General features: G+C 40.4%; 5 protein-coding genes and 3 pseudogenes. 7 read left to right on the forward strand and 1 reads right to left on the reverse strand.

The features are described from left to right. Positions 1–121: 121 nt before the first annotated feature. The 7 genes and pseudogenes from JQM81_RS13105 to JQM81_RS13130 all read left to right on the forward strand — a co-directional run. Positions 122–454, forward strand: a pseudogene (locus tag JQM81_RS13105) (site-specific integrase); the annotation flags it as partial. Between the two features lie 99 nt (positions 455–553). Next, on the forward strand, positions 554–1,615 hold the full coding sequence (locus JQM81_RS13110; RefSeq protein ID WP_334302623.1) for a Fic family protein: 1,062 nt from the start codon (positions 554–556) through the stop codon (positions 1,613–1,615). A 550-nt stretch (positions 1,616–2,165) separates the two neighbouring features. Continuing rightward, a pseudogene (locus JQM81_RS13845) lies at positions 2,166–2,267 on the forward strand (DNA-binding response regulator); the annotation flags it as partial. Between the two features lie 121 nt (positions 2,268–2,388). Further along, on the forward strand, positions 2,389–2,742 hold the full coding sequence (locus JQM81_RS13120) for a sensor histidine kinase (protein WP_235234242.1): 354 nt from the start codon (positions 2,389–2,391) through the stop codon (positions 2,740–2,742). Between the two features lie 130 nt (positions 2,743–2,872). Next, the gene (locus JQM81_RS13125) at positions 2,873–3,577 is read left to right on the forward strand and encodes a polyphosphate polymerase domain-containing protein (protein ID WP_235234238.1); all 705 of its coding nucleotides are present in this window, start codon (positions 2,873–2,875) and stop codon (positions 3,575–3,577) included. Beyond that, positions 3,570–3,968 (forward strand): annotated as a pseudogene (locus tag JQM81_RS13850) (DUF4956 domain-containing protein); the annotation flags it as partial. The gene JQM81_RS13125 and the pseudogene JQM81_RS13850, both read left to right, overlap by 8 nt. Beyond that, complete coding sequence (locus JQM81_RS13130) at positions 3,960–5,435, forward strand: carbohydrate-binding domain-containing protein (protein ID WP_420370580.1); 1,476 nt, start codon at positions 3,960–3,962, stop codon at positions 5,433–5,435. The pseudogene JQM81_RS13850 and the gene JQM81_RS13130, both read left to right, overlap by 9 nt. Positions 5,436–5,438: 3 nt before the next feature. On the opposite strand, the gene JQM81_RS13135 is transcribed toward JQM81_RS13130, so the two are convergent. Continuing rightward, positions 5,439–5,819 carry a metal-dependent transcriptional regulator gene (locus JQM81_RS13135; protein ID WP_235234240.1) on the reverse strand — a complete coding sequence of 127 codons (381 nt, stop codon included), beginning with the start codon at positions 5,817–5,819 and terminating at the stop codon, positions 5,439–5,441. Positions 5,820–5,876: the final 57 nt, after the last annotated feature.

The raw sequence follows: 5,876 nt of genomic DNA on the forward strand, positions 1-5,876 counted from the left end.
TATCAGCTCTGCTAACGGTGGGCTTCCTCCGATCATCAAGCGCCAGAGATACTATCAATCTTTGGACCTGGCTGCATAGTCAGTGATATCTTTGAGATAAATGTGTCAACCAATATTGACAATATCACACAGTCTCAGACACAGCAGTGTTACCTATAAGTTGAAACTGAATGGTGGAGATATTAAGGCTGTCCAGGGAGATTCCGGACATGCCCAGGTCAGCATGGTTACGGATGTATATTCCCACATCCTGGATGATGACCGGAAGAAAAATGCAGAGCTGTTTGAAGAAGCATTTTATGAGAAAAAAGATTTGGATCCCCAGATGCATCCGAATACAGCACAAAACACGGTAGCGGTTCCGGAAGGCGTGGATGCAGAACTGCTTGCAAAGGTTCTTAATAATCCTGAGATGGCGGCACTGCTTGCGTCACTGGCGAAGACAATGAAGTGAAAAAATGGGTTTCGTTAAAAGGAATGTTAAAAATATATCTCCATCATGCTAATTGATATCACCGTCATTTGATGGTAAAATGATGGAGATAATATTAAAATGAAGGAGATTTCGATGAGAAGTTTTGATTATATAAAAACTCCGGAGCAATTGCTAAAACCTGAAATTGTTCAGATGGTCGGAAGCATTCATGAGCATAAAGGTAAGCAGGAATTGTTTCTTGAAGCCAATATAGACGAATTGAAAACTCTGCTGGAAGTTGCTTTGATTCAAAGTACAGGGGCTTCTAACAGGATTGAAGGTATTTATACTACCGACAAACGTTTGGAAGAATTAGTAAGACAGAAAGCCGAACCACGTAACCGGTCTGAACAGGAAATATCCGGATACCGGGAAGTTCTTGCCACTATCCATGAAAGTTATGAGTATATTAATCCGAGACCCAATGTTATTTTACAATTGCATCGGGATTTATACTCATATTCCGGAGGAAATGCTGGTGGAAATTATAAAAATTCGGATAATGTAATTGCAGAAACAGATGCAGAAGGTCATCAGAAAGCGCGTTTTATCCCGGTGCCGGCATTTCAGACTCCAGAAGCTATGAATGAACTTTGTACAAATTTTCTGGAAGCATGGGAAGCAGATCGAATAGATAAGTTGATTCTTATCCCTATGTTTATTCTTGACTTTCTGTGTATCCATCCATTTAATGATGGAAATGGGCGAATGAGCCGCCTGTTAACACTTCTTTTGTTTTACAAAGCCGGCTATATTGTCGGAAAGTATGTCAGTGTTGAAATGCTGATTGAAAAGACAAAAGAAACTTATTTTGAGGCATTACAGGAAAGTTCCAATGGATGGCACGAAAATGAAAACAGTTATGAGTCATTTGTAAAATATTATCTGGGAATTATACTGAAAGCATACAGTGAGTTTGAGGGGCGTGTAGAGCACCTGAAAAACAGAAGCCTTTCAAAGCCGGATCGTATAAAAGCAGTGATTGATAATAAGGTGGGAAAAATTACCAAAAAAGAAATCATGGAGTTATGTCCGGATATAAGCAAGGTAACTGTAGAAAGGACCCTGACGGAACTGGTTAAAAGTGGATATATCGCAAAAGTAGGTGCCGGGCCGGCAACTGGATATGTTCGTATTTAAATCGGCTGTCGTGGTCGAAACACCATAGACAAATTTTCAATAACGGTGTATAGTAATAATAGAAATCTGGTCAATTGAATATTGTTTATCATTCCCGCTTGTAAGGGGATGGTAGCCGGAAGATGATATCTGTCAGTAACAACAGAGCTTTCCCCGGATGTTAGCAGCTGCAAAGAATCTGCTAATTTTCAGGTCTTATCTGGTCTTGACAGAAAGGGTATTCAGATTACCAGAATTTGATTCGAAAATAAAAAAAGTCCTTGATAATAAAAGGCTAAACATATCAGTTCTTGACAGGGATTGACAGAACCACAGAGCTCTCCTAAGCACTAGTTGTGAGTTCGATTCTCGCAGGGAACGTTCAAAAAAGCGGTAATGATTAGCAGGAATTGCTAGATCATGAACCGCTTTTTTATTTTATATAGCAAAATTTTAAGTGTAGTTAAGGATATTTTGATAGTATCATTAATAATGGGTGTTGATAAATTTTTATCTGGTAGATTGGAAAATAAGAAATAGATTATGATTATATAGAAATAGAGGTAAATGTATGCGTATATTATTTGCAGAAGATGAAAAAGCATTATCAAAGGCGCTTACGACAATTTTGGAGCGTAACAATTATTCCGTGGATGCAGTTTTTGATGGAAGAAAGCAGAACAGCAATGACCATGGTGGATTTTCCATTTTCGGATATGGTAGAAGAAACCGTGAATACATATCAATCCCTGGCAAAGACACAGAATAAAATATTGACAAGTGAGATCACACCGATGATTTCCATATGTGGTGATGAGAAGGCGCTGAGTCGTCTTGTAACAATTCTTTTAGATAATGCGGTGAAGTATTCAGGAGATGGAGGACGGATTAAGGTATGCCTGGAAAAAGAGAGGAAGAGGATTCGCCTGTCTGTTTACAATACGACAGAATCTATTTCGCGGGAACAACTGGATCATTTGTTTGATAGATTTTATCGTGCAGACAGTTCCAGAAATTCTCAGACAGGAGGATACGGATTGGGGCTTTCCATCGCTGCAGCGACAGTAGAGGCACATAAAGGGAAGATTGTTGCATCGACAGAGGATGAGAGATCGTTGATGATTACGGTGATATTTCCCATAAGTTAAAATTCCAGATTATTGAAAAACAATGCTTCGGGTGGATTTCCCATCTGGGCATTTTTTATAGAGACTTTTAAGTTAATTTAAGGAAGTTTCGTTATAGTAATATCTGTAAATAATCAAAGGAGCAAATGACATGACATATCAGATGACTTTTAAACGCTATGAATTGAAGTATATGATAAACCGGCAGCAGAAAGAAAATATGTTGCAAAGTATGGAAACTTATATGAAGCTAGATCAGTACAAAAGGACAACAATACGGAACATTTATTTTGACACAGAGACATACCGGCTGGCTCGTCATTCACTGGAAAAACCGACTTACAAAGAAAAGCTTCGGGTGAGAAGTTACTGTCCGGCAAGTGAAGATACTCCGGTATTTGTAGAACTTAAGAAAAAATACAAGCATGTGGTGTATAAGCGAAGGCTGGTTTGTCCGGAAGCAGAAGTAATGAAGTGCTTATGTAACGGAAATCCACTTCCCGACCATTCACAGATTGGCAATGAGATCCGATATTTTTGGGAATATTATAAAACTCTTCACCCGACGGTTTTTTTATCCTATGAAAGAGAGGCCTATTATGCACTTGATGGAAGTGATTTTCGGGTAACGTTTGATGAAAATATTTTATACCGGGAAGATGATCTGTCTCTTGGAAGTGATATTTATGGAACTTCGATTTTGGAACAGGGGCAGATTTTGATGGAGATTAAGACATCTGGGGGAATCCCGCTGTGGATGAGTGAGGCGTTGACCAGAAACCATTTGTATAAAATATCATTTTCAAAATATGGAACAGCCTATCAGCAGATGAAGGGAGGAATTCAATATGCTTGATACAATATTTCGGGGAGTTTTTGATACAGATATGACAAGCGTGATTGGACTGTCTGATTTCTTACTATGTGTAGGCAGTGCACTGATTATTGGCCTTATTCTGACAGGAAGCTATATGTGGAAAACACGTTATACGAAGAGCTTTGTTGCAACACTGGCAATGCTTCCGGCTATTGTATGTGTAGTGATTATGATGGTCAATGGAAATGTAGGTGCCGGTGTGGCTGTAGCAGGAGCATTCAGTCTGGTTCGTTTCCGTTCGGTTCCGGGTTCTGCAAAGGAAATCGGTGCAATTTTTCTTGCCATGGGAACCGGACTTGTAGTTGGAATGGGTTATATCGGATATGCTTTTTTGATAGCAGTGCTTTTATTAACAGGAGCAATGTTTTTAACAGGCTGTAGCGAGGGAAATTCTGACTCTGCTGGAGAAAATGCAGTGACCGCAGAAGAGGAGAAGACAGAAATAACGTCCAACGAAAGTGGGATTGATACATCGGATATGTTTACAGATCGGGATAAAGAGATTGGTTATGATGAAGATGACAGCACACGCATAACTCTTTCGGATAACAAAAGCTCCTGCGAATCAGATGCTGTTCAGATCAACGAAGATACCATTACGATTACGGATGAAGGAACTTATATCCTGTCTGGTGAGCTGGCAAACGGAATGGTTATTGTGGATGCAGAAGATACGGATAAAGTACAGCTTGTGCTGGAAGGCGTGGAGATCACAAGCAAAGAGTCGGCAGCAATCTATGTGCGTTCTGCGGATAAGGTGTTTATTACGACTGTATCCGGTTCTTCCAATGTCCTGACGAACGGGGGAATCTACACAGCGATTGACGACAATAATATTGACGCGGTGATATTTTCAAAAGACGATCTGACTTTAAATGGAGAAGGTATATTGACGATCAATGCAGCGGCGGGTCACGCGGTGGTGTCAAAAGATGACTTGGTATTAACAAGCGGAACTTATAACATATCGGCTGAGAAGCATGGACTTTCTGGAAAGGACAGTGTACGGATCGCAGACGGAACTTACCATATCACAACTGGAAAGGATGGAATCCACGCGTCAAATACAGATGATACCAGCCTGGGATTCATATACATTGCAGGAGGCAACATTGACATTACAGCAAAGGATGACGGAATGCATGCAGATTCTGCACTATTGATTGCAGATGGAACGATTCAAGTATCAGAAAGCTATGAGGGGCTAGAAGGTCTGACTATTGACATTACAGGTGGAGATATCGACGTAACGTCAAGCGATGATGGATTGAATGCAGCCGGTGGCAATGACAGTAGTGGATTTAAAGGTGGCGGCGAGGATATCTTTGCTGTAGAGGAAGGCTCATATATCCACATATCAGGCGGGACAATTCATGTCAGTGCTTCTGGTGACGGAATTGATTCGAATGGTGATCTGACCATATCAGGTGGAGAGACTTATGTGTCTGAACCTACAAATAATGGAAATGGTTCGCTGGATTATAATGGGAAAGGTGTGATAACAGGCGGAATCTTCTTAGCAGCGGGTTCTTCAGGAATGACGCAGAATTTCAGTGATTCTTCCACGCAGGGAATTATGATGGTGACGGTAGATACACAAGCGGCGGGAAGCATCATTTCTCTTACGGACAGCAGTGAAAACGAACTGGTTTCTTGGACGACAGATAAGGAATATACTTCTGTGATTGTAAGCTGTCCGGAGATCACAGAAGGAGAAGCCTATACACTGACGGCAGGAAACAGCACACAGAAAATTATCATGGATAGCCTTATATATGGAAACGGAGGCATGGGTGGACAGATGAAAGGTGGAGCTGCACCCAGACAGAATAGATAAACTTTATTTTAACACTGCTGAGTGTTCTTTTATAAACTTTTTCATAGCCTGGAAACTTTCATCGCTGATCTGATGTTCCATCTCACAGGCATCTTCAGAAGCTGTCTGGGGATCTACACCAAGAGAGATCAGCCAGTCAGAGAGTACCTGATGACGCTCATATACACTGGTGGCAATCTGCATACCCTTATCTGTCAGAGTAATAAAACCAGCCTGGTTTACTTCTATACAGCCATTTTCACGCAGATGTTTCATAGCAACACTGACGCTTGGTTTTGAAAAATTCAACTCAACCGCTATGTCAATGGAACGAACAACTGGTAACTTTTTGCTTAATAACAATATAGTTTCCAGATAATCTTCAGAAGATCTATTGTGACGCATAATAATACCTTTCTATTTTCTGTTAATATATACCATTTAAGTTTGTTCTATTATATC

The organism is Faecalicatena contorta, from assembly GCF_021531895.1.
Lineage (GTDB): Bacteria > Bacillota > Clostridia > Lachnospirales > Lachnospiraceae > JAFBIX01.